This window comes from Sinorhizobium sp. RAC02 (genome assembly GCF_001713395.1).
GTDB lineage: Bacteria > Pseudomonadota > Alphaproteobacteria > Rhizobiales > Rhizobiaceae > Shinella.
On sequence record NZ_CP016450.1, the window covers coordinates 1,981,912 to 2,005,357 of the forward strand.

Annotated in this window: 21 protein-coding genes; 13 read left to right on the forward strand and 8 right to left on the reverse strand. The window is 63.8% G+C overall.

All coding sequences use genetic code 11. The annotated features are described in order from the left end of the window. Positions 1-62 precede the first annotated feature (62 nt). On the forward strand, positions 63-563 hold the full coding sequence (locus tag BSY16_RS09510; RefSeq protein ID WP_069061462.1) for a hypothetical protein: 501 nt from the start codon (positions 63-65) through the stop codon (positions 561-563). Positions 564-572: 9 nt separating this feature from the next. On the opposite strand, the gene trhA is transcribed toward BSY16_RS09510, so the two are convergent. Both trhA and BSY16_RS09520 read right to left on the reverse strand, forming a co-directional pair. Next, complete coding sequence (gene trhA, locus BSY16_RS09515) at positions 573-1,229, reverse strand: PAQR family membrane homeostasis protein TrhA (RefSeq protein ID WP_069059438.1); 657 nt, start codon at positions 1,227-1,229, stop codon at positions 573-575. A 107-nt stretch (positions 1,230-1,336) separates the two neighbouring features. After that, positions 1,337-1,651, reverse strand: a complete 315-nt coding sequence (locus BSY16_RS09520) for a TraR/DksA family transcriptional regulator (RefSeq protein ID WP_150130041.1) — start codon at positions 1,649-1,651, stop codon at positions 1,337-1,339. A 310-nt stretch (positions 1,652-1,961) separates the two neighbouring features. On the opposite strand from BSY16_RS09520, the gene BSY16_RS09525 reads away from it, so the two are divergent. Then, positions 1,962-2,816 carry a VOC family protein gene (locus tag BSY16_RS09525; RefSeq protein ID WP_069061464.1) on the forward strand — a complete coding sequence of 285 codons (855 nt, stop codon included), beginning with the start codon at positions 1,962-1,964 and terminating at the stop codon, positions 2,814-2,816. A gap of 184 nt (positions 2,817-3,000) precedes the next feature. On the opposite strand, the gene BSY16_RS09535 is transcribed toward BSY16_RS09525, so the two are convergent. Beyond that, positions 3,001-3,411 (reverse strand): DUF930 domain-containing protein, encoded by a 411-nt coding sequence (locus BSY16_RS09535; protein ID WP_502696004.1) that lies wholly within the window; start codon positions 3,409-3,411, stop codon positions 3,001-3,003. Positions 3,412-3,574: 163 nt separating this feature from the next. Here BSY16_RS09535 and BSY16_RS09540 point away from each other — a divergent pair, with 163 nt between their 5' ends. Continuing rightward, positions 3,575-4,702, forward strand: coding sequence for an AI-2E family transporter (locus BSY16_RS09540; protein WP_069059440.1), 1,128 nt, complete (start codon positions 3,575-3,577; stop codon positions 4,700-4,702). Between the two features lie 93 nt (positions 4,703-4,795). After that, a complete protein-coding gene (locus BSY16_RS09545) occupies positions 4,796-6,889 on the forward strand; it encodes a S9 family peptidase (protein ID WP_069059441.1) in 2,094 nt (697 codons plus the stop codon). 53 nt (positions 6,890-6,942) lie between these two features. On the opposite strand, the gene BSY16_RS32365 is transcribed toward BSY16_RS09545, so the two are convergent. Beyond that, a complete protein-coding gene (locus BSY16_RS32365) occupies positions 6,943-7,089 on the reverse strand; it encodes a hypothetical protein (RefSeq protein WP_171902402.1) in 147 nt (48 codons plus the stop codon). Positions 7,090-7,219: 130 nt separating this feature from the next. After that, positions 7,220-9,247: a caspase family protein gene (locus BSY16_RS09550; RefSeq protein ID WP_150129916.1), complete on the reverse strand. Its 2,028-nt coding sequence runs from the start codon at positions 9,245-9,247 to the stop codon at positions 7,220-7,222. 224 nt (positions 9,248-9,471) lie between these two features. Here BSY16_RS09550 and BSY16_RS09555 point away from each other — a divergent pair, with 224 nt between their 5' ends. The 8 genes from BSY16_RS09555 to BSY16_RS09590 all read left to right on the forward strand — a co-directional run bounded on the left by BSY16_RS09555 (position 9,472) and on the right by BSY16_RS09590 (position 19,666). Beyond that, complete coding sequence (locus BSY16_RS09555; RefSeq protein WP_083242872.1) at positions 9,472-10,653, forward strand: GNAT family N-acetyltransferase; 1,182 nt, start codon at positions 9,472-9,474, stop codon at positions 10,651-10,653. A gap of 62 nt (positions 10,654-10,715) precedes the next feature. Continuing rightward, positions 10,716-12,224, forward strand: a complete 1,509-nt coding sequence (locus tag BSY16_RS09560) for a protein adenylyltransferase SelO (RefSeq protein ID WP_069059444.1) — start codon at positions 10,716-10,718, stop codon at positions 12,222-12,224. Between the two features lie 121 nt (positions 12,225-12,345). Continuing rightward, positions 12,346-14,679, forward strand: coding sequence for a glucose/quinate/shikimate family membrane-bound PQQ-dependent dehydrogenase (locus BSY16_RS09565; RefSeq protein ID WP_069059445.1), 2,334 nt, complete (start codon positions 12,346-12,348; stop codon positions 14,677-14,679). Between the two features lie 169 nt (positions 14,680-14,848). Beyond that, a complete protein-coding gene (locus BSY16_RS09570; protein ID WP_069059446.1) occupies positions 14,849-16,525 on the forward strand; it encodes an ABC transporter ATP-binding protein in 1,677 nt (558 codons plus the stop codon). 71 nt (positions 16,526-16,596) lie between these two features. After that, a complete protein-coding gene (locus BSY16_RS09575; RefSeq protein ID WP_083242873.1) occupies positions 16,597-17,046 on the forward strand; it encodes a hypothetical protein in 450 nt (149 codons plus the stop codon). Between the two features lie 216 nt (positions 17,047-17,262). Next, positions 17,263-17,763 carry a GNAT family N-acetyltransferase gene (locus BSY16_RS09580; protein WP_069059447.1) on the forward strand — a complete coding sequence of 167 codons (501 nt, stop codon included), beginning with the start codon at positions 17,263-17,265 and terminating at the stop codon, positions 17,761-17,763. Positions 17,764-17,788: 25 nt separating this feature from the next. Then, positions 17,789-18,373, forward strand: coding sequence for a DJ-1/PfpI family protein (locus BSY16_RS09585; RefSeq protein WP_069059448.1), 585 nt, complete (start codon positions 17,789-17,791; stop codon positions 18,371-18,373). A 366-nt stretch (positions 18,374-18,739) separates the two neighbouring features. Further along, positions 18,740-19,666, forward strand: coding sequence for an alpha/beta hydrolase (locus BSY16_RS09590; RefSeq protein WP_083242874.1), 927 nt, complete (start codon positions 18,740-18,742; stop codon positions 19,664-19,666). A 308-nt stretch (positions 19,667-19,974) separates the two neighbouring features. Here BSY16_RS09590 and BSY16_RS09595 read toward each other — a convergent pair whose 3' ends face one another. Together BSY16_RS09595 and BSY16_RS09600 are read right to left on the reverse strand one after the other, a co-directional pair. Continuing rightward, complete coding sequence (locus tag BSY16_RS09595; protein WP_069059449.1) at positions 19,975-20,883, reverse strand: cytochrome c; 909 nt, start codon at positions 20,881-20,883, stop codon at positions 19,975-19,977. Between the two features lie 116 nt (positions 20,884-20,999). After that, positions 21,000-21,443, reverse strand: a complete 444-nt coding sequence (locus BSY16_RS09600; RefSeq protein ID WP_069059450.1) for a c-type cytochrome — start codon at positions 21,441-21,443, stop codon at positions 21,000-21,002. A gap of 189 nt (positions 21,444-21,632) precedes the next feature. Here BSY16_RS09600 and BSY16_RS09605 point away from each other — a divergent pair, with 189 nt between their 5' ends. Next, positions 21,633-22,805, forward strand: coding sequence for a glycosyltransferase family 87 protein (locus tag BSY16_RS09605; RefSeq protein ID WP_069059451.1), 1,173 nt, complete (start codon positions 21,633-21,635; stop codon positions 22,803-22,805). Here BSY16_RS09605 and BSY16_RS09610 read toward each other — a convergent pair. Beyond that, a complete protein-coding gene (locus BSY16_RS09610; RefSeq protein WP_069059452.1) occupies positions 22,774-23,409 on the reverse strand; it encodes a LysE family translocator in 636 nt (211 codons plus the stop codon). The two genes, BSY16_RS09605 and BSY16_RS09610, sit on opposite strands and share 32 nt — an antisense overlap. Between the last annotated feature and the right edge of the window lie 37 nt (positions 23,410-23,446).

Sequence of the window (23,446 nt, forward strand, 5' to 3'; positions counted from 1 at the left end):
GGCTGGCGATGAAAGGCCCGCCTTTGTCCGTCTTGTCGTTGACGCATCAGCGAGTGGCCACCATGCAACGTTTGCTTTTTCTGCTTCTCCTCATCCTCCCCGCCCCTGCCCTTGCCGCCGGGTGGGAGCCCTATGCCAACGCCCGCTTCGGCTTTGCGGTCGATATCCCGCCTGGCTTTGCGCTGGTGCGCGAAGCGGACAATGGTGACGGGCGAACCTACGGCAATGGCGGCGCGACGCTCGCCGTCTGGGCAAATTATCTGACGGCCGGTGATTTCGCGGAAGAGGTTGCCGACCGGCGCGTGACCTACGGCCAGCAAGGCTGGGACCTGAGCTATGACCGGCAGACGACCGGCTGGGCGAGCCTTTCGGGCACGCGCAGCGACCGGATTCTCTATCACCGGGTCATCGCGCTGTGCGGCGATGCCGTCGCCTCCTTCGTGCTGGACTATCCGCAATCGATGAAGGCAGAGATTTCGCCGCTCGTCGGCAGACTGGTGAAGTCGCTGCACCCCGCCGAAGGCTGCACGAATGCGCAGGGCGCGGCCCCGGCCGCACGATAGCGGGATCGGTCAGATGCTGGAAACGACGCTGGTGACGACCGCCGAGTAGTGCACGGCGGCCGCGGCCACCACGAAGCCATGCCAGATGGCGTTCTGGAAGCGCAGCTTCTCCCAGATATGGAAGATGACGCCGACCGAATAGAGCAGCCCGCCGACCACGATCAGCGTCAGCGTCGCGGTGGACAGATGCGTCATCAGCGGACCGAAGGCGAGCACGCCGCTCCAGCCCATACCGAGATAGATGAGGATCGCCAGCCGGTCGAAGCGACCGGGAAAGAGGAATTTCAGCGCCACGCCGGCCGCCGCCATCAGCCAGAGGAAGACCAGCATGCCGGCCAGAAAGGGGTCCTCGATGCCGCGTTGCAGGAACGGCGTATATGTGCCGGCGATCAGGATGAAAATCGCCGAATGGTCGAAGCGGCGCAGGTGCCATTTTACGTTGGAGACCGGCCAGAGATTGTAGGCAAAGGAGGTGGCGAGCACGAGCACCAGGCCGACGCCATAGACCCAGGCCGCAGCCAGCTGGCCGCTCGACGCCCAGACGGTGGCATAGAAGATCAGCGCCGTGACGCCGATCAGCGCCAAGACCAAGCCGACGCCATGCACGATGCCATCGGCGATGACCTCGTAGCGGTCATAGTTCCACTTGATGCCCTTGATTTCCACCGCGACCGGCCCTGCATTTCATCTGCCGCCCATGGTGGCGTGTTTGCCTCGCGCGGGCAAGGGGAACGGCCGCTTGCGGGGATCACGAAAGTTTGCCGCCTGTCATCTCATTGCTGCGCGATGCACTCTTCACACAGTGCCGCATGGGGAACGGCGGCAAGGCGCGCGGGCGAAATCGGCCCGCCGCACTTGGCGCAGGTGCCGAACGTGCCGGCGGCGATCCGGTCGAGGGCGGCGTCGATGGCTTCGATTTCCTTGAGGCCGTTGGTGCCGAATTCCTCCAGCACCTCATCGTTCTCCCGCTCGGTCGCCCGGTCGGCGCTGTCACCGCTTTTCAGCGTGTCGAGATCCGTCTCGATCCTCTGCAAACGGCTATGGAGTTCGCGCTTGCGGCCGAGGAGAATATCCTTGTAATGCGCCATGTCCGTCACGATACCGGTCTCCTTTGTTTCACGATCTGCAGCGAAATTGTCATCGTCGCCGTTCAACGGCATTGATCCGGGTCAAGTTCCAAGCCAGCCATCGTCAACGCCGCATTGACAGTAAATCGCCGAAACACCACCTTTCGTGAACGAAGCGGCTCCGCCATATTGCCCCCAACAGAACGGTTTCCAGGGGAAACCGAAACGGGATGATACCATGACCGACTTCGACAGACGGACATTTCTCGGCGCTGCCGCCGCTGGCATCGCTGTCGCCAAGGCCGGCCCCACGCACGCGGAGACTGCCACCATGACCGAGACCCACGCCGTCGACATGCCAGCCTTCGTCGATCACTCGCATCTGACGGTGATCGACCTGCCGATGCTGTCGGCCTTCTACCAGCAGGTTATGGGCCTGACGGTGCTCGAGACGTCTGCCTCCGGCGAGACGCTCGGCGTGTCCGGCCGCCCGCTGCTGACACTGACGACCGGCAGCAATGCCGCCCGCGCGCCGCGCAACGCGCCGGGCCTCTTCCACACCGCTTTCCTGGTGCCGAACCGCAAGGAACTCGGCCGCTGGCTGGCACATGCCGCACACAACAACGTGTCGCTCACCGGCGCCTCCGACCACCTCGTCAGCGAAGCGATCTATCTCGACGACCCGGAAGGCAACGGCATCGAGATCTATCGCGACCGCGACCGGTCCGAATGGACCTATGTGGCGGATGGAAAGGTGAAGATGGCAACGCTCCGGCTCGACCTGCAGGCGCTCTATGACGAAGCGCCTAAGGATGGCTGGACCGGCCAGGAGAATGGCACCGTCATCGGCCATATCCATCTCCAGGTTTCGGACATGCCGGAGGCAAACGCCTTCTTCCACGACGTGCTCGGCCTCGACATCATGACGAGCTATCCCGGCGCGAGCTTCTTCGCGACCGGCAAGTATCATCACCATGTGGCGGCCAATGTCTGGAATTCGCAGGGCCAGCCGAAGCGGCAGGACGGCATGACCGGCCTTGCCGACTACACGATCCGCTTCAACGATCCGGCCAGGCTGGAGACGGCCCTCAAGCAGCTGGAGACGCTTGCCATCCCGACCACCCGGTCGGACGATACGGTCTCGCTCATCGATCCGTGGGGCATCGGGCTGAAGCTTTCTGCCTGAGCCCATGAACAATGCGGGAGCTTCCCGCTGACTTCGCCCCACCCACCGTCGTCATCCTCGGCCTCGAGCCGAGGATCCATCGCCGCGCCCCACGCATGGATGGTCGGGTCAAGCCCGACCATGACTCAGGAGAGGTTCTCGGGTTTTTCCAGCAGAAGACGCGGTGTGCTAAGGCGCGACGCCTTCAGTCATAAAGATAATGCGCCGCCCAGTCCTCGCGCGGGACCATGTCGCCGATCTTGTACTTGAAGGCGTTGACCTCCAGCCGGTCGGCGCTCGCCTCGCATTTGTACGACAGGCGGTACCATTCGCCGCCGCTGCGGAAGACCGCACCACGGGTCTTGAAGGTCGTGCCATCCAGCTTGGGATCGCCGAAGGCGTAGGCGATCACCTTGTCCGGGCGGAAGCCGTCCTTGTCGCCGCTGATCTTGTCCATCGCTTCCATATCGCAGCGCTGCTCCAGCCGCTCTTCCGGCGTCAGCTTCTGGAGCTGGCTGCGGATGCGGGCGTCGATCGCCTTTGCGGGGGATGCGACGAGCGGCGCGAGCGCCAGGGTGCAAAGGGCGCATACAAGCCCGGTTGCCTGCCGTTTCAACTATCGGCCTCCTCTTCGTGGCGTCATTGCCGACGTCCTAATTCGGGGTTGACCGGCAATATGTCGATTTGACGACGGGTGGCAACCGACCCAGGGTTTCAAGCAACAGCGGCGGAACTTCCATCCCCGTCACGCGTTTTGCGGCCGAATTGGGGAACACGCCATGCATGACCTGTCGGGACAACCGGCTGAACGGAGGCTCCTGCGAAGCGGCCTCGACCTGGAAAAAGACCTAGTCGATCATGCGCCGCGTCGCTATGGTCTCGACATAGCCGCCGCCTGGGCGGCGATCGGCATTTTCGCCATCATGGCCATGGGCGTCGTCTATCTCATGGCGCCGATCCTCATTCCGCTATCGCTGGCCGTCGTCACCGGCCTCATCTTCGGCGTGGCTGCGGAAAAGCTGCATGACCTCGGCATCCCCCCGCTGCCGACGGCGCTGCTTTTGGCCGGCCTGTTCGGCGTCGGTGTCTTCTTCATCGCCGGAATGCTGGCCGAGCCGATCAGCCAGCTCGCCGCGGATGCGCCGGACTTGGTGCGCGGCGCCTATGATCGCGTAACACCGCTGTTTTCCCGCCTCGGCTGGCTCAACATCAGCCCGGAAACCTTCCAGGGCACGCAGATGTCGATGGAAAAGGTGCTGGAAAACACCGGCAGCATTCTCGGCATCCTGTCCGCCAGCCTCACCCCCGCTTTGTTGCAGGCGATGATTTTCTTCGCCGCCCTCGTGCTCTTCCTTTCGGCGCGCCTGAAGCTGCGCCAGATGATCATCCTGGCCTTTCCGCGCCGCGGCCAGCGGTTGACCACCATCCGCATCATGAACGCCGTCGACAAGGCACTCGGCTTCTATTTCGCGACCGCGACGCTGGTCTACGGCTCGCTCGGCATCGTCACCGCCCTCATCGCCTGGGGCGGCGGGCTTGCCATGCCCGCGCTCTGGGGCCTGTTCGCGTTTCTCTCCAGCTTCGTGCCGTTCCTCGGCGTGGCGCTGATGACGATCGCGCTTGCCACCGCCGGCCTCCTGACCCATGAGACGATGGTGATGGGCCTGCTGCCGGCCCTCGCCTTCTTCCTCGTGCACCTTGCCATGGAAAACCTGGTCATGCCGGCGGTGATGGGCAAGCGACTGGAGGTCAACGCCTTCATCATCTTCACCGCCATCATCTTCTGGACCTGGATGTGGGGCGCTGCCGGCGCCATGCTGGCCCTTCCCCTTTCCATCATCGGCATGACGATCGCCGACGAGTTGCGTCCCGCCAAGCGCAAGGCCCGCCGCAGCCTGCCAGGGTGATTAAGAACGGCAGCCAGTGGCAAAGCCGCTTGATGCGGCGGGCCGGGCTCTCTATCTGTTTGATCCCGCCTACCGATTTGCCGGAGTGAAATCTTGTCCGTCTTCAAAAACCTGCCCGCCGCTCCCGTCGCTGCCAAGAAGCCGATCTCCGACACCCGCCACGGCATCACCCGGACGGATGATTACGCCTGGTTCCGCGACGAGAACTGGCAGGCGATGTTCAAGGACCCTTCGATCCTCCAGCCGGAAATCCGCACGCATCTGGAGGCGGAAAACGCCTACATGACGGCCGCGATGGCCGACACGGAGGCGCTGCAGAAGACGCTGTTTGCCGAGATGCGCGGCCGCATCAAGGAAGACGACAGCTCCGTTCCGATGAAGGACGGCCCATTTGCCTATGGCACCGCCTATGTCACCGGCGGCGAGCAGCCGCGTTATTTCCGCGAGCCCCGCGACGGCGGCGAACGCATCACCCTGCTGGACGGCGACAAGGAGGCCGCCGGCAAGGACTATTTCCGCCTCTCCGGCATCGACCATTCGACGGATCATTCGGTCGGCATCTGGGGCTATGACGACAAGGGCTCGGAATATTTCACGCTGAAGGTGCGCAACCTTGCGACCGGCGAGGACCGCACCGACACGCTCGTCAATACCGGCGGCGACGGCGTCTGGGCGCCGGATGCCAGAAGCTTCTTCTACACCGCGCTCGATGAGAACCACCGCCCGTCAAAAATCTTCCACCACATCCTCGGCGATCGCCAGGAGAACGATCGGCTGGTCTATGAGGAGAAGGATGCGGGCTTCTTCATGTCGGTCGGCGGCTCGCTGCTCGACGATATTATCTATATCGACATCCACGACCACGAGACGAGCGAATACCGCCTGCTCTCCACCAAGGACCTGCTGGCCAATCCGGTCATCGTCACGCCGCGCCAGACCGGCCTCGAATATGCGATGACGGAAGGCGGCGACGTCTTCTACATCCTGACCAATGCCGACGGCGCCAAGGACTTCAAGATCATGGAAACGCCGGTGACGGCGCCGGGTCGCGAGAACTGGACCGAGGTCGTGCCGCACCGTGCCGGTACGCTGATCCTCAACCACATGGCCTTTGCCCGCCACCTCGTCTGGCTGGAGCGCCATGAGGGCCTGCCGCGCATCGTCGTGCGCGATCGCAAGACGGGCGAGGAACACGCCATCGCCTTCGATGAGGAGGCCTATTCGCTCGGCCTTTCCGGTGCCGCCGAATACGATACGGACGTCATCCGCTTCTCCTATTCCTCGATGACGACGCCCGCGCAGCTCTTCGACTACAATATGGCGACGCGCGAGCGCACGCTCCTGAAGACGCAGGAAGTGCCCTCCGGCCATAACCCGGACGACTACGTCACCCGTCGCGTCTTCGCGCCGGCCTGGGACGGCGAACAGGTGCCCGTCACCCTGCTCTACCGGAAAGATACGCCGCTCGACGGTTCCGCGCCCTGCCTGCTCTACGGCTACGGCGCCTACGGCATCACCATCCCGGCGTCCTTCAACACCAATTGCCTGTCGCTCGTCGACCGCGGCTTCGTCTATGCCATCGCCCATATCCGCGGCGGCAAGGACAAGGGTTTTGCCTGGTACGAAAACGGCAAGATGGACAGGAAGACCAATACGTTCAAGGACTTCATCGCGGCGGCCGACTATCTGAATCAAGAGAAGTTCACCTCCTACGCGAACATCGTCGCGGAAGGCGGATCGGCCGGCGGCATGCTGATGGGGGCGATCGCCAACATGGCGCCGGAAAAATTCGGCGGCATCATCGCCGCCGTGCCCTTCGTCGACGTGCTCAACACCATGCTGGACGACACGCTGCCGCTCACCCCGCCGGAATGGCCGGAATGGGGCAACCCGATCGACAGTAGGGATTTTTACCAGCTGATGGCCAGCTACTCGCCCTACGACAATGTCGAGGCGAAGGCCTACCCGGCGATCCTGGCACTTTCCGGCCTCACCGACCCGCGCGTCACCTACTGGGAGCCCACCAAGTGGGTCGCCAAACTGCGCGAAAAAACCACCGGCAGCGAACCCATCCTCCTCAAGACCAACATGGGCGCCGGCCACGGCGGCGCCTCCGGACGCTTCCAGCGGCTGGAGGAGATCGCGTTCGAATATGCGTTCGCGATCAAGGTGGCGGGGAAGGTGTAGGCCTTTCGCTCAATGGGCATAAATGCTTCCGGCCTCTAGACAACGACCGCCCTTTAGGTGCGGCCGTTGTCATTGAGCGCGATATGCGCGGCATCCTCGCCATCGTAAGCCGGGCAGTTTTCACAGAGCGCCATTGCCACGATGTATTGCAAAAGGTCCTGCCCGTCCTGTCGTGCGAGAATGCGGACTCTTTCGAGCAAGCTTTTGATCTCACGTTTATGCCGACGCATGCCATGCCCTCTTTGGCCATCAGTAGAACGCATCACACCCCACAACTAAAAGCCGCATCGGAAAGCACTGATATGGCTCAATCCGCCGCACTCGGCTGCGTTACCGAAACGCCCCCACACACTCCTGCAAATCGTCCAGCATCGCGCTCGAGCCCTTGAGGCTGGTGCTGATATCGCCGATGCGGATGTGGTTGCCGCGTTTCAGGGCATCGATGACCGAGCGGTCGCGGCCGAGATCGTAGGCGATTTCCTGGCCGCCATAGGCCTTGCCGTGGATATCGTAGCCCTGGCCGTCGTCGATCCAGTATTTCGCGTCGCTCGCATAGTCGTTGCCGTAATCGTAACCCTTGTCCTGGAAGCCGAAGGTTACGTGGCCGTCGTCGTACCAGCGGAAGGCGGTGGTGCGGTCGCCATCGCCACGACGGGTGGCGCGGCAGTTGAGGAAGCGGTCGCCGGAAAAATCCGCGACGATGTCCCAGCCGCCGACCGAACGCGACGAACGGTAGGGATCGGCATCCGAGCCGTAGCCGTCGTCATGGCTCGATGAAGCGGTGTCGGCGTAACCATCCGTCTTCGTCTCATGGCTCGCGCTGTCGTTCGAAGCGTGTTCGTCGCTTGGGAAATCGCGCAGGGCATCGCGGTATTTATCGTAGAAGCCGAGGCGGCGCACGTCGACGAATTCGAACTCGTAATCCTCCAGCGAACGCCCGCTGTTGTCGCGGAAGCGCACCAGGCCGCGGAAGCGCAGGCAGCCGTCGCCGCACGCGACCTCATCGACATATTCGCGGGCATTGTCGTCCGGCGTCTTCACCGCGATGCCGAGGCCGTGGCGGCGCTCCTCGTTGATGGCGCGGAACATCAGCGACTGGGCGTAGCCGCGGCGATCCTCGTCGAAATAGTCGTAGATCGCGCGCTCTTCGCTCGGGCTCAGGTCGTCCTGGCTCGCGACATAGATGCGGCGCTCGGGAATGCTTGCCGAGGTGATGATATTGCGCAGGCGCTCATGCGAATAGACGGTCGAGAAATAGGAGATGTAGTCGCAGCTTTCCGGCGGATACCAGAAGCTGAAATCGACGAGCACGAGCTGGCCGTCCTTGTAGAGATCGGAAAGGCGGCGGTCGCTCTTGCTGCCGCCGAAGGTCAGGCGACCGCAGGGATCGTGGCGGTCGTTGGCGATGCTGAGATAGGGCAGGTTGCCCGTGTCTTCGTGGTCGCCCTCGAAACGCTTGCCGAGCAGATCGATCTTGCGCTGCGCGATATAGGCGAAGATGCCTTCCGGATAGCGGCTGAGATAGCGGTCATAGGCTTCGCGGTTGTCGGCGAGCGAGGCGAATTCGTAGAAGGCGATTTCCGCCGGATCAACCTTGTCGTCCTTGGGGCTGAGCGCAAACTTGCCGTAGTCGGCATCGCTCTGCCAGGTTTCCTGCTTGCCCTTGCTGCGCTCCTTCACGATCTCGCCCACCTTACGGAAGGCGTCCTCCAGCACGATGCCGGGAATGCTGATCGCGTCGACGAAGGCGGAGGCGAAGGGGCTGATCGGCGTACCCTCGTAGTCGTAGGCCGTGCCCGGCGCCGACGCATAGGCATAATGGATGCCCTCGGCATTCTTCGGCTCGGCAAGGCCATCCGGGATGTCGCGCAGCGTGAGGAACGGGTTTTCATGGGCCGCGTCGAACAGCACGACCTTGAGGCCGGTGCCGAGCTTGCGCAGGGTTTCGGTGACCTCGGAGACGGCAAGCGAGCGATTGCGCAGGCCGGTCAGCGTGCGGCCCGAAGCGTCGGTCGGCAGGAGAAAGTTGTCGCCGCCGATCTGCACGGCATAGCCGGAGAAATAGACGAAGAGCACCGGGTTCTCCGCCTTTTCCGCCACGCGGGTAAAATTGTTGAGGGCGGACAGCATGCCGAGATGGTCGACATCGGTGGCGCGCGTCACGGAAAAATTGACCCGCTCCAGCGCCTCGCCGACGAGGTCGATATCGTTCAGCGGGTTTTCCAGCGGTTCTGCATCCTCGTATTCGGCATTGCCGATGAGGAGCGCATAGCGTTCGGCGGCGAAGGCCGCGGGTGCTGCGAAAAAGAGAAGACAGGCGGCGAGCGCCCCGATCATCCGATGGACATTCCGCTGCACGATACCCTCCCAAGGAAACGATCGAGGCCCGCCGGCATGGCCGGCAACCGGAAATTCACGCACGCATTTCTGCTGAGAAAGGGACGGACGAAACCGTTCGCTTATTCAGAAGGTTATGAAATTCCATCTTCATTCACCCTGCAAGAGCCAAACGGGGACAAAAGCGGGAAAGGTTTTATTCAGCCGCCGCTGCTAGCGTCACCGCGCAGGAAAACGGATGGGCAATGGCTATGGAGGGGACCGGCACGGCTGATGACGCCGCGGTGCAGCATCACGTGCTGCGCGATCGCTCCGCCATGCACGCCGTGGCGGCAGATTGGCGCGCGCTCGATGCCCGCGCCGCCGATCCGCTCACCTATTTCCAGAGTTTCGACTGGTGTCAGCGCTGGCTCGACGTCGTTGCCGACGCGCGCTGCCGGCCGGAAATCCACACGCTGCGGCAGGGTGGAAACCTCGTTGCCGTGTGGCCGCTGATGCTGTCCGGCACGGCGGTGAAACGGCTCGAACCGCTCGGCTGGCCGCACAGCCAATATGCCAATCTGCTGATCGATCCGACCTTCGACGGTCGAGAGGCCGCGCGCCGACTGCTCGGGGGCCTTGCGAACACAAAACATGACGTCGCCGTGATGGAAAGCGTGCCGGCGGGCTCCGCCCTCACCGCGCTGTTTCAGGACACGTCGCCGCTGTCCGGCCGTGGCAACAGTGCGGCCATGCTGGATCTTTCCGTCTTCGCGTCCCCCGATGCCTATGCAGCCGCGCTCAGCAAGACCCAGCGGCGCAACCGCAACCGCCGGCGCAATGCGCTTTCGCGGCATGGCCCGCTGTCATTTTGCGTGCTCTTTCCCGGCGAGGACGGTTTTGCCGACGCGATCGCGACGTGCCTCGACTTCAAGCGCACCTGGCTGCGCGAAACCGGCCGACGCAGCACCGGCTTCGCCTTCGCGGGCTTTGACGACTTCCTGGCCAGCCTTCCCGGCAGGCGGGACGACCTGTCCGGCGCCTGCCTTTCCGTGCTCAAGGCCGGCGATCGGCTGGTGGCGGGCGAACTCGGATTCCTGCACCACGGCCACTACCACGCCTATCTCGGCGCCTTCGACTGGGACCTGCGCGATGCCTCTCCCGGCAAGGCGCAGATGGACATGACCGTCTGTTGGCTGATCGATCAGGGCGTGAAGACCTACGACCTGCTCGGCCACCCCGCCGACTACAAGGAGAGCTGGAGCAACCGCACGCTGGATCTTTCGGCCTATGCGCTCCCCGTCACGCTGGCCGGGCGGGCCTATGCGGGCCTCTGGACGGCGTGGCTTCGTCCCGGCCTGAAGCAGATCTACGAGCGCCTGCCCCACCAGCTGCGCCGTCTCGCACGGCTCGGCCAGAGTTTCGCGCTTTTCCTGATGATCGCCTGAAGCGCCTTTCGTTTGCCGGCCCGAGACCCTATCTTTAGGGCAGAGAGCAAGGACGAACGATCATGAGCAGCGCGACGACGGCAGCCGCGGGCACGGCCCGCACCATCCCCTTCGACAACAGCTATGCGCGGCTGCCCGATATTTTCTTCGCGCCGGTCGATCCGACACCGGTGGAGGCGCCGCGGCTGATCGCCTTCAACCGGGCACTCGCCGAAGAGCTTGGCCTCGATGCCGACATGCTGGAGCGGCGTGGCGCCGGCTATTTCTCCGGCAACGTTGCCCTGCCCGGGTCGCTGCCGCTCGCCATGGCCTATGCCGGCCACCAATTCGGCCAGTTCGTGCCGCGGCTTGGCGACGGGCGCGCCATCCTGCTGGGCGAAGTGATCGACCGCAACGGCAAGCGCCGAGACATCCAGCTGAAGGGTGCCGGCCAGACGCCCTATTCGCGGCGCGGCGACGGGCGGGCAGCGCTCGGGCCGGTGCTGCGCGAATACATCATCAGCGAAGCCATGCATGCGCTCGGCATCCCGACCACGCGGGCGTTGGCCGCCGTCACCACCGGCCAGCCGGTCTATCGCGACCGGGTGCTGCCCGGCGCCGTCTTCACCCGTGTTGCCGCAAGCCACATCCGCGTCGGCACCTTCCAGTTCTTTGCCGCACGCGGCGAGACGGAGAACGTGCGCGTGCTGGCCGATCACGTCATCGAGCGGCACTATCCGGAGCTGAGCGGCGTCGAAAACCCCTATCTCGCGCTGCTCGACGCGGTGGCCGACCGGCAGGCCTCGCTGATTGCGCGATGGCTCGGCGTCGGCTTCATCCATGGCGTGATGAATACCGACAACATGACGATCTCAGGCGAGACGATCGACTTCGGCCCCTGTGCCTTCATGGACCACTACGACCCGCGCACCGTCTTTTCCTCGATCGACCAGAACGCCCGCTACGCCTTCGGCAACCAGCCGATGATCGGCCAGTGGAACATCGCCCGGCTCGCCGAGGCGATGCTCGCCATTCTCGACGAGGACCAGGACAAGGCGGTGGAGGCTGCGAACGCGGCCGTCGCCCGCTTCATGGAGCGGTTCCAGGACCACTGGAAGGCCGTCATCCGCGCCAAGCTCGGCCTCGGCGAGGACGAAGACGACGGCGACCAGACGCTGATCCGCGACCTGCTGGTGACGCTCTACGAGCAGAAGGCCGATTATACGCTCGCCTTCCGCCGGCTCTCGGATTCGGCCGAAAACAGCAACGCGGATGCAGCACTCGGCCGCCTCCTCGAAAACCCGGATGCCCTCACACCCTGGCTTGCCGCCTGGCGCGAGCGGCTGGCGCAGGACGCCGCGCCGCCACGGGACCGCGCGGCGGCAATGCGGCGCGTCAATCCGGCCTTCATCCCGCGCAACCACAAGGTCGAAGAGGCTTTGACGGAAGCCATCGACCACGACGATTTCTCGCTGTTTGCGGCCCTGAACGATGTGCTGGCAAAGCCCTACGAGGACCAGCCGGCCTTCGCCGCCTACGCCGAGCCGCCCAAGCCCGGCGAAGAAATCACAGCGACATTTTGCGGGACCTGAACCAACTTCAGGCATTGAAGCGTCACGTTTTCGCCCTAATTTCTCCAGCGTCCCTCCTTGAGCCGGACGTCATGCCGGCCCCTCTCCTCCCATCGGGTTGGCATCGCAAACGGAGACCATCATGTTGTTATCCCTCACCGCCGCCCTCATCGCCATCATCGGATTGGTGCTGACGGGCGGAGGCGGCTGGCTGCTGTCGCTCGGCGGCAGCCCCTATTATCTCGTCACGGGCCTTGCCTTCCTCGTCACGGCCATCCTGCTGTTGCGCCGCTCCGCAGCGGCGATCTGGCTCTATGCCCTCATCATTCTCGGCTCGCTCGGCTGGGCGGTCTACGAGGTCGGTTTCGACTGGTGGCAGCTCGGACCGCGCGGCGGCATCATCGTGCTGCTGGGCCTGTGGCTGATGCTGCCCGCCATCCGCCGCCCGCTCGGTTTTGCGAGCCCGACCGGCACGCCCTATCCGGCGTCGGCGCTGCCGCTCGCCATCGCCGTCGTTGTTGCCATCGGTGTCGCCGGCTATTCGCTGACACAGGACCCGCATGACGTGGCCGGCACGCTGCCGACCGACATCGTCAACGCGACGCCGGCGCTCGGCGGCAACGTGCCGGCCGGCGAATGGCACCAGTATGGCCGCACGCAATACGGCCAGCGCTATTCTCCGCTCGACCAGATCAACACCGACAATGTCTCGACGCTGAAGGTCGCCTGGCAGTACCAGACCGGCGACGTGAAGCTGCCCGATGACGTGGGCGAGACCACCTACCAGGTGACGCCGCTGAAGATTGCCGACACGCTCTACATGTGCACGCCGCACAACTGGGCGATCGCGCTCGATGCCGCGACCGGCAAGGAGAAGTGGAAATACGATTCCAACTCCGGCATGAACCCGGACCGACAGCACCAGACATGCCGCGGCGTGACCTATTATGCCGATCCGGCCGCGACATCAGGCACGACCTGCGCGACGCGCGTCTACCTGCCGACGTCCGACGCCCGCCTGATCGCGCTCGACGCGGCAACCGGCGACGTCTGCACGACCTTCGCGGACAACGGCGTGCTGCACCTCGAAAAGGGCATGCCGTACAACCCGGCCGGCTACTACTATTCCACCTCGCCGCCCGTCATCACCGACGGCAAGATCATCATCGGCGGGGCGGTCAACGACAACTACTCGACGAAGGAGCAGTCGGGCGTCATCCGCGCCTTCGACGTCAATTCCGGTGCACTGCTGTGGAACTGGGATTCCGGCAATCCTGACGTCACGACACCGCTGCCGGAAGGCCAGGTCTATACGGTCAACTCGCCGAATTCCTGGTCGGTGTTCAGCTATGACGACGCGCTCGGCCTCGTCTATGTGCCGCTGGGCAACCAGGTGCCGGACCAGCTCGGCATGGGCCGCAGCGAGCATGTCGAAAAATACTCGTCGTCCATCGCCGCACTCGACATCAAGACCGGTGCCGTGCGCTGGGTGCGCCAGACCGTGCACCATGACCTGTGGGACATGGACGTACCGGCCCAGCCGGCGCTGATCGACATCACGAAGGACGGCGCGACCATCCCCGCGCTTGTCGGCCCGACCAAACAGGGCGATATCTACGTGCTCGACCGGCGCACCGGAGAGCCGATCATTCCGGTCAAGGAGATACCGGCACCGACTGGGGCGATCCCGGAAGACTTCACCGCCCCGACGCAGCCGATATCCGATCTCACCTTCTCGCCTCCGCCACTGACGGAAAAGGACATGTGGGGCGTCACCATGTTCGACCAGCTGGCGTGCCGCATCGACTTCCTGTCGATGAAATACGAGGGCCGCTATACGCCGCCGTCGCTGCAAGGCACGATCGTCTATCCGGGCAATTTTGGCACCTTCAACTGGGGCTCGGTCGCGGTCGATCCCGAACGGCAGGTGATGTTCGGCATGCCGACCTACCTCGCCTTCACCTCCCGCCTCGTGCCGCGTGACCAGATCCCGCCGAAGGGGCAGGACGAGAAGGGTTCCGAACAGGGCCTGAACCGCAATGACGGCGCACCCTACGGCGTCTTCATGGGTCCGTTCCTCGGGCCGCTCGGCATTCCCTGCCAGGCACCGCCATGGGGCTATGTCGCGGGTGCAGACCTTGCGACCGGCAAGATCGCCTACAAGCACAAGAACGGCACGGTCATGGACATGACGCCGCTGCCGCTGCCCTTCAAGGTCGGCGTGCCCGGCATCGGCGGGCCGATCATCACCAAGGGCGGCGTCGCCTTCCTCGGTGCGGCCGTCGACAACTACATCCGCGCCTATGACGTGACGAGCGGCCGCCAGCTCTGGGAAGGCCGCCTGCCCGCCGGTGGACAGGCAACGCCGATGACCTACACGGCTGGCGACAAGCAATACGTTCTGATCGTCGCCGGCGGCCACGGCTCCGTCGGCACCAAGCCGGGCGACTACGTCATCGCCTATACGCTGCCGTAAGGGCGCCACAGGGTGAAAAGCCGGCGCGGGCGATGTCCCGCGCCGTTTTTTTGCACGACGTCCCCTAGATCTCATAAGGCTCGCTCGACATTGGCCGGGTTCACGGCTTGCCTCGCCGGCATGCCCCTCCCATTATGCCCCTCTCCAGATCCTCCCCGGGAGATTCGCCATGAAGGACGACTGGCGGCTGATCGCCGCGCCGGTGAAGCATATTCTTGCCGACTACTGGCACGCCTCGCGTGGCCTGCTGGCGCTGGTGGCCGCGATCGTGTTCCTGTCCGCGATTGCGTCGATCGCAGCACCCTACCTGTTTTCACGCCTCATCGACCAGCTGACCGCAGACCGCTTCGCCGAGACGCTGGCGCTTGGCTTCGTCGTCTATGCTCTCCTCATCGGCGCGGCCGCGGCACTTCAGTACATGGTGCAATACCTCTCCTACATGAGCGCGGAGAATCTCAGCTTCATTGCCGGCACCAGCCTGTTTGCGCGGCTGCTGAAGAAGCGCGCCGCCTTCTTCGTCGAGCACAACCCGGCCGAAATCGAAAGCGCCGGCCAGCGTGGACAGGGCGCGATGATGACGCTCGTGCAGCTCGCACTCATCGTCTTCATTCCAGGCACCACACAGATCGCGCTGGCACTCGGCATGCTGGGCGCGACGATCAATCTCGAAATCGTGCTGATCGTGCTCGCCTATGGCTGCGGCTTCATCGCGCTGACGGCCATTGCCAACCACCGCACGCGGCGCTTTCTCGACGCTGCGATCGCCGCCGGCCAGGAGAACGCCAAATTCGTCGGCAACGCCATGACCGCCATGGAGACGCTGCGCCATTTCGGCAGCCATGGCTGGATGCAGGCGCGGTTTGCCGAAAAGGCGGGCGAAGAGCGTGATAACTGGGCCGCCTTCTGCCGCCGCCGCATCGGTTATTCCTCGGTGCTCGGCGCGGGGCTCGCCTTTCAGTTCGCCGTCACCTTCCTGCTGATCCTGCCGCGCTACCGGGCCGGCGACCTCAGCGTCGGCGACGTCGTGCTGTTCAACACCCTGCTCCTGCAACTGAACCAGCCCTTCGAAATGATCGGCCATGCGCTGGACGACGTGATGCGCGCCCGCGCCTCGCTGCTGCCGCTCGCCCGCATCTGGGCCGCTCCCGAGGAACCGGATGGCGCGACCACCGGCGGTTTCGCCCCTGCAGCTGGCCGGCTTGCCTTCGAGGACGTCTCCTATGTCCATGAAAACGGCCGCGGTGTGAACGATGTGAGCCTTACTGCCGCGCGCGGGCGCATCACCTATCTCGTCGGCGAAACCGGCTCCGGCAAATCGACGCTGCTGCGGCTGGCGCTGAAATCGATCACCCCCGCTTCCGGCCGGATCAGCGTGGACGGCGTCGATCTCGACACCGTCTCGCAGCGGGACTGGTACGGCGCCGTCGGCATCGTGCCGCAGGAAGCGGTGCTGCTCAACGATACGCTCGCCGTCAACATCGCGCTCGGCCGCGCGATGGACCCCGAACGGCTGCGGCGGGCCGCCGAGAAGGCCGCGATCCGTCCCTTCATCGACGGGCTGCCGGAGGGGTTCGAGACGAAGGTAGGCGAACGCGGCATGAAGCTTTCCGGCGGGGAACGGCAGCGCATCGCGATTGCCCGCGCGCTTTATGCCGATCCGCAATTCCTCTTCCTCGACGAGGCGAGCTCGGCGCTGGACGAGGCCACCGAGGCAGAGATCATGCAGCATATCCGCAGCCTTGCCGGCGACGTGACGATCCTTGCCGTCACCCATCGCACAAGCGTCATCGCGCCCGCCGATCACGTCGTTCGCCTCGGGTCCGGCCGCGTCGAAAGCGACGCATAGGCTGCCGCAAGTCTCGCAAAAGCTGCATATCCTAAAGGTTCCGTCAAAGTCATTTTGAGGGAGCCTTTTTCATGAAGATCGATGGCAGCATGCTTCCCAACTACACGCTCGGCAAGCCGCGCACGACCAGCGACGACAGCCTCTACAGCAGTGGCGGCGGCGGTTCGAGCGCCCGCAACATCCCGACTGTGGCGCCGACGAGCGGAATGCCGTCCGGCCTTGCCAATGCGCTGTGGATGACCAGCGCGAAGCTCGACAAGGCGCAGGACGAAAGCGACAGCCTGCTTGCCGAATTCATGGAGCTTTCCAAGATGACGCCGGTCGAGCGCCTGCGAAAGGAGCTGCTCGACGGCATGGGACTGACCGAGGAAAGCCTCGCCGCGATGCCGCCGGAAGAGCGTTCGGCCGTCGAGGAAGAGATCCGCCGCGCCATCAAGGAACAGCTCGGCGTCGACCAGACACAGCAGGCAGGCACGGCGGAAGGGCAACCCGTCGCCGGCACGACGGAGGCGGAGGCGTAACCGCCTTCGCTTTCATCCCTTCCCTTCGGATAGAAATCCGATTGACAAACGTCGCGATTTCGAGAATATCGCGACCATGATCAAGAGCACGCACATCGCCGCAACGTATTTTTGGCTGTTCCGATAGGAGCGGCTGTTTGATCATGTCAACAAGCCGCCATCAGGCGGCTTTGTTGTTTTAGGGCACCTGATGGCAGAAAACCCAAGGAGCCCGAAATGCACACTACCGTCATCAAGCTTGAACCGCCCGCTCTCGAACGCCCGCCGATGCTGACCATCCGCGCCGCACGTCCGGGCGACCTGCAGCAGATCCTCGACATGATCACGCTGCTGGCCGAATGCCACGGCGACATCGCAAAAATCGCTGCCGTCGATCTCGACCGCGACCTGTTCGGCGCCAATCCCTGGATCACGGCACTCGTTGCCGAAGCGAACGGCCGGCTGATCGGCTACGCCCTGCTCGTGCCGACCTACCGGGCAACGGAAGGCCTGCGCGGCATGGACCTGCACCACCTGTTCGTGCGTGCCGACCACCGCGCCCACGGCATCGGCCGCCACCTCGTTTCGCGCGCCCGTGAACACGCCCGCATCGCCGGCTGCGGCTACCTGTCGGTCAGCGCGGCCACCGGCAATTTCGGCGCGCATCGCTTCTACGAACAGATGAACTTCCGGGCTGGTCCCGTCACGGGCATGCGCTACGTTCACGCCCTGGGCTGACCGCCGAATCAAGGAGGACACCGACATGACGAAGCGACTGGCCATCGTGCTGACCGAGGGTTATGCCGACTGGGAATGCGGGCTGCTGATGGCGACCGCGCGCCACGAATGCAGCGCGCAGACTGTCATCCTCACCCCGGCTGGCCAGGACGCCACCTCGCTCGGCGGCGTTTCCATCAGGTCTGCCGGCAAGGCGGAGGATGCCGCCCCCGCCGATTACGACGTGCTGGTGCTCTGCGGCGGCACGATCTGGCAATCCGATGACGTGCCCGACCTTTCGGCTCCGGTCGGGCGTTTCATCGCGGCCGGCAAACCGGTCGCCGCCATCTGCGACGCCACGCTCGCACTCGGCGGCCTCGGCCTGCTCGATACCCGCGCCCATACCGGCAACTACGCCAGCCAGCTCAAGGACGTCGTACCCACCTACCGCGGGGCCGAACTCTACCGCAACCAGCCGCAGGCCGTCAGCGACCAGGGCGTCATCACCGCGTCAGGTGCGGCACCGGTGTCGTTTGCGCGGGAAATCCTGGATGCCATCGGGCTGGGTTCAGCGGAACTTTCCGACTATCTCGGCATGTATGGTGACGAGCACCGCAAGGTGGGTGGCTGACGACCGGGTAAGCGGCGGATTTGGCATCGACAGAAGGGTCCGCTTCGCGCCAACTGCGGACACTCCTCGAAGCGTCATAGAGGTCTGCTCCCGCCCCCATTGCGGCCGTCGATGATATGAGACGAAGACGACTAAAGCGGACGATATGGTCCCTGTCGTATTGAATCATATCTGCTGCAGGTTTCAGGATTTTTGCGACAAATTACGGACAGCCTTATAGCTTGGCTGGCTGAAAGCCGAAACCACCAATCTCAGCCGTCACGTTTTGTTAAGTACGAATTCATTCGATAAAATTTTAGTCTTAATGCCGCGCGGGTACGCCATTAGTGGTCGACACCATGGTAATCCCACGCGCGGAGACTTCACATGCGACGATGTTTTCTGAATACCTTACTGATAGCTGTCATCGTCGGCTTCAGCGTCCCTAGTGGTCCGACGCACACGTACGCTCAGTCGACTCCAAAAGCCCAGTTGGGAGAGGGGCGCGCATACGAGATCATCGATAGCGAAGTCTGGGATGTGCCCGATCCAGTTTCCGGTCGCACTTACCAAGTCTTCGTCGCTTTACCACCGTCCTATGCGAAGGAACCTCAGCGGCGCTACCCCGTGCTTTACGTCACCGATGCTGATTACGCTTTCCCGATCATCCGGCAGATCGGCCGCCGTCTGAACGTCGAAGGGCCCCGGATCGAGGAGTTCATTCTTGTCGGTTTGTCTTATGGAAAGGGTGAGGATGGCAAGGTCAGCCGTCAGCGCGACTACACCCCCACGTCGAACGGTCCAAGGAGCGCACCTGCTGGTGCGATCCATGGGCAGGGACGGGCCTATCAGCGATACTTGGGTGATCAGGTGAAACCATCTATCGCCGCCCGCTACCGTACCGATCCCGCCAGATCGCTCTTCCTTGGCCACTCCTACGGTGCTTTGCTTGGCGCACAGATCCTGTTCACCGAACCTGGCTTGTTTAGCGGCTATATCCTCGGTAGCCCCTCTCTCTGGTACGACAAGCGCCACACCTTCAAGCTCGAAACGGACTACGCCATGCAGAACAAGGACCTGCCGGCGAAGGTCTATCTTTATGTCGGCGCCTATGAGGCGCAGCGCAAAGGCGACCGGCGCTACAACCAGACGGTAGATATGGTCGCCGACAACCGCGCTTTAGAAGTAGCGTTGCAGAGCCGAAAGTATCCGAACCTCCAATTGAAGTCGGCGGTTTTGGACGACGAGGATCACCTCACCGTCGCGCCGCGTGGCTTCACGCAGGGCTTGGAGTACCTTCTGAGAGTGCGCTGACAAATCGCATTGAAAACTGGAACGAAGCTGTTGCACAATTCCCACGTTTTGCGAGCAGGCCAGCCGCGCTGGATTTTCAGTGGAATTTCCGTCGCAAAGGTCAGGTGCAAAAGTCGGTCCTACGCGACCGACCTTTGCGATGCCGAATGGCCGCTTCATCCCCCGTCAGCCTGAAAGCGGTCAGACCGCTCTCCACCCCATCTCAAACAAACCCAACCCCGTCCTGCAATGACCGCTTCGGGCCGATAGCCCGCTTTCCCGCCCCCCGCAGGAAGGCGGCGCGGCTCATCGGAAACCGCGCAATCAATTCACCGCGCCGGCACCGCCTTCAGATACGCCGCGATCGCCTCGCGGTCTTCCTTGGGCAGCCGTGCCATGTTCTTCTGCACCGACACCATGGCGCCGCCGACGCTGTCGAAGTCGGGGGTGAAGCCGGTTTCGAGGTAGCTGACGATGTCGCCGGCGCTCCAGCTGCCGAAGCCGCCTTCGGCGGGCGTGATGTTGGGCACGCGGCCTTCGCCTTCCGGGTTCGGTCCGCCCGCCAGCCATTGATCCGTCTTCAGGCCACCGAGCATGTCGCGCGGCGTGTGGCACTCGCCGCAGTGCCCCGGTCCTTCGACGAGATACTGGCCGCGTTTCACTTGATCGTCGGCGTTCGCCAGTTCCACGCGCGGAGCGTCGTTGAGATACAGGAACTTCCAGCCGCCGAGCGCCAGGCGGATGTTGAACGGGAACGGCAGGTCATGCTCCGGCGCGACATTCGTGCTTTTCGGCAAGGTCTTCAGGTAGGCGTAGAGGTCGCCGACGTCCTTCACCGTCATGCGCGCATAGGAGGCGTAGGGGAAGGAGGGGTAGAGATGTTCGCCATCGCGGCCTGTGCCGCGCTTCATCGCATCGCCGAATTCCGCCAGCGTCCAGGCACCGATGCCGGCCGTCTCGTCGGGCGAAATGTTCGGGGCGTGGAAGGTGCCGAACGGGCTCTTCAGGGCAAGGCCGCCGGCGAGCACCAGCTTCTGGTCGTCCGCAGCACCCGGTGCCGCATGACAGCTGATACAGCCGCCCGCGTAGAAAATGCGCTCGCCATTGGCGAGGTCCGGCTCGCCTGCCGACGCCCAGACTTCCGCCGGCAGTCGTTCCGGTGCGGTGATGAAGAGAAAGGCGCCTGCGCCGATCGCGCCCAGCACGACGAGGCCGCCGAGGAGTTTCTTGAGTGCCATGAACGTTCCCTCTCGCCAGCCGCAATCGTGTTCCAGCGGCATACTGACGTAAAACCATCGCCCCGGCAGGCTGGGCCGGGACGATGGCGTTTCTTCGAGTGGAGCCGGCCTACCGCTTATTTCTTGACGCGGTAGACCTCATGACAGCCTGCGCAGTTGGGGCCGATCACGCCGAGTGCTGCACCAACGGCCGCCTGGTCTGCCGGAAGGCCGGCAAGCACGGTATCCGCATCGGTGCCGAACTTGGCAGCCTTCGCCTTGAAGTCGTCCATCGCTTCCCAGATTTTTGGGCTCGCCTCGGTTTCATGGCCCGTCTCGGAGCCGGCCGGAAACTGGTCCGGGAAAGCCTTTGCGACTTCACTCATCGTCGTCAGCGATGCCTTGACGATCTCCGCATCGTAGGGCTTTTCGCCCTTGGCGATACCGGCAAGCGCACCCATGGCGCCACCGACCTTCTTCATCATGTCCTGACGGACAACCTGCGGCTCATCCGCCGCAACGACAGCGCCTGCGCCAATGGCCGCAAGCGCGACTGCGGCCGCCAAAATCCTGAACTTCATCGAGTTCTCCCGATTGCTGGCGGCCGGTCTTCGCCGCGCCGCCGGTTTACGATGCGGGGGCATGATTGCATTTTGAACGATTCCAGGCAGTAAATTCTTTTTGATGGTTTGCGCAGGCCGAGCGTCAAGCGTTCCTTTACTCCGCCGTGACACCTTCTGGAGATCGCCGCCCCGGAGAGCCTGCCCCGCATGCAAAAAGCCGTCGATCCTCTGTGGTGCGTCGCGATTGCCGCCGCTCTTGCCGGCGCTGCCTGGATAACAATCGTCGGCCTCCAGCCCGGCCAGTTGACCATGGACTGGACCAACAAGGATTTTGCCAACTACTGGGTTGCTCCCCGGCTCGCGTTCGAAGGCCGCGTGCTTGAGGTCTTCGCGCCGCACGAGACCTATTTCGCGCATATGCAAGCATTCTTCGGGGCGGATTATCCCTGGCATTCCTGGAGCTATCCGCCGCATTACCTACTTCTCATGCAGCCGCTCGGACTTCTCCCCTACAAGGTCGCATATCTCGCGTTCCTGTTCGGGACGGCCCTCATCCTGTGTGGCGCGGTGCATATCGCCTGCCGGCGGCTCGGATGGTGGCAACTTGTGCTGTTGCTGCCGGCGGTTCTGACGAACGCCATCACCGCGCAGAACGGCTTCCTGCTCGGCGCGTTCATGCTGGCAGGGCTTGCCCTGCGCGACAAACGCCCGGTCATCGCCGGCATCTGCCTGGGGCTATTGACCGTGAAGCCGCAGCTCGGCGTGCTCCTTCCCTTTCTGCTTCTGTATGAACGCCAGTGGCGGGTCATCATCAGCGCCTGCCTCACCACCGCCGTGCTGGTCCTGGTGTCGGCCTTGGTCTACGGGGTGGAGGCATGGGCCGGCTACATCGCCCATGTCGTTCCCTATCAGACCGTCATCATGCGGCAGTTCGAGGGGCTGTTCCTCTATATGATGCCCACGGTGTTCGGATCCGTCCGCAGCCTCGGCGGCGATGCGACGACGGCATTCGCCTTCCATGTTCCGTTCGCCCTGGCGGTGCTGGCGCTCTATGGCTTCAGCCTCCCGCGCCTTGCCCGCGGCCCGGCGCGCGCTGCGAGTACCGTCTTCGCGACGCCGCTCGTCGTGCCCTACCTTCTCAGCTACGACATCGTCGCGCTTGCCGTCGCGGCCGTGCTCTGGGTTGATCACGGCCGGTTTTCACCAGCGCAACGCATCGGGCTGATCGTTCTTGTTTCCATGCCGCTGCTGATGCCCATACTGGGCATTGTCGGTTGGCCGATCGCGCCGCTCGTCATTCTGCTGGCATGGCTTGTACTTCTCCACCAGGAGGGTGCCCTGCCGCGTCTTACACGCTCCCCCACCCCTTCCACACCGTAACCACGGCGATTGCCACCAGGAGCACGCCGGCGGCGCGGCCGATGAAGCGGGTGGCGGCGGGGTTGCCGATCAAGGCGTCGCGGCTGCGGGCCGCCGCGAGCGCCAGTCCGCCATAGACGGCGAGCTGCGTGACCCAGATCATCAGCAGCATGACGATCGTCTGGCGCCAGAGCGGGCCGAATTCCGGGCGCAGGAACTGCGGGAAGACGGCGAGCATGAAAAGATAGGCCTTGGGGTTCATCAGGCTGGTCAGCGCGCCCTGGCGAAACCGGGTGACAAGCCCGCGCCGGTCGAGGCTGTCGACGGCATCGACGACGATCGACGAGCGGAAAAGGCGCCAGCCGATATAGGCGACATAGACAGCCCCCAGGACGAGCAGCACGTTGAAGAGTTTGGGCGCGAAATGTAGCAGCATGCCGACGCCAAGCGCTGCATAGAGCGTGTGGATCAGCCCGCCGGCCATGATGCCGAAGGTCGCCGAGAGCCCGGCCTTGCGCCCGCCGGAGAGCGAACTCGCCAGCACGAAGACCATGTCCATGCCCGGCACGATGATGATGCCCGAGACAAGCAGGAAGAAGAGCCAGAGGTTTTCGCTGTAGGTCATGTCAGTTGCCCGTGTCTTTCCTTGCGCCGCAGCCTTA